The 1,096-nt window shown below is 67.3% G+C and carries 1 protein-coding gene; it reads left to right on the forward strand.

Features of this window, described 5'->3' with window-relative positions:
- The first annotated feature begins 722 nt into the window (after positions 1–722).
- Entirely contained in the window at positions 723–944 is a 222-nt protein-coding gene (locus NS220_RS20695; protein WP_440589480.1) for a DUF559 domain-containing protein, read from the forward strand.
- The last annotated feature ends 152 nt before the right edge of the window (positions 945–1,096 follow it).

Raw genomic sequence — 1,096 nt, forward strand, 5'->3', positions numbered from 1 at the left:
TGCACTCCCGCGGCCGCGGGCGTCTCCTGGCCCTCTCAGGCGGAATCTGCAGGATCTGTGCTGCGCCCGTGTCGACGAGTTATCCCCAGATCGCGCCAGCGCCGGTTTCGGCCCCTCGAAGACGACGATTCTCGACACATGATCCCCACGTCGGCAACGTATCGCGAGCTCCGCGCCGAGGGGATGACGCGTGCGGGCATAGACAGGTCGATCCGTGCGGGTACCTTGCTCCGCGCGCGTCGCGACACGTATCTCCCCGCGGGGGTGCCGGACGATGTTCTTCGCGCTGTGCGACTCGGGGCTCGGCTGGATTGTCTGTCCGTGCTCCGCGCGTACGGAGTCTTCACGCATGACCGGGATCGTCTCCACGTGCAGGTGGATCGGGGTGCCAGTCGCCTCCCCCGCGCGATGTCGACGTCCGTGCGCACTGGAGGTCGAGCGCTGCGCATCCCCGGGCCACCCACACCCCCCTCGTCGAGGCCCTCGTCCAATCGGCGACGTGTCAGCCGCCGCGCAGTTTCGTCGCGGCGCTCGACAGTGCCTGGAACGCAGGCCTGATCGCGGAAGACGATGTCGCCGAGGCGTTCCAGCTCCTGCCGAGGCGATTTCGACGCCTGCGGCATCTCGTGGATCCGTCTGCGGAGTCGGGTCCCGAGACGCTCGTGAGACTGACCTTGCGAAGCCTCGGCTTGCGCTGGGACGCGCAGGTCCAGATTCCGCACGTGGGTCGCGTGGATTTCGTCGTGGAGAAGTGGCTGATCATCGAGTGCGACAGCAAAGCCCATCACTCCTCGTGGGAGGCGCAGCGCGAAGACCGACGCCGGGATCGCGCGGCCGCCGCAGCGGGCTACTTCACCCTTCGACTCATCGCCGAGGACATTCTCTACCGGCCGGAGACAGTACGAGCCGCGATCGCGGGTCTCGCCCCACGCCTCCGACGCTGACCTCGCTGCGGGCGCGGCGGGCGCGGCGGGGCGGCCTGGCGGCGCTGTCCCTTCTACACGTCTGACGCGGCCGACGATCTTACGCGTGTACAATTCCGACGTGGGCTCATCTGCCACAAAAACCAATCTGAAACACGAAGACCGACAAGAAA

Source organism: Microbacterium testaceum (assembly GCF_001476655.1).
In the GTDB taxonomy this organism is placed as follows: Bacteria; Actinomycetota; Actinomycetes; order Actinomycetales; family Microbacteriaceae; genus Microbacterium; species Microbacterium testaceum_C.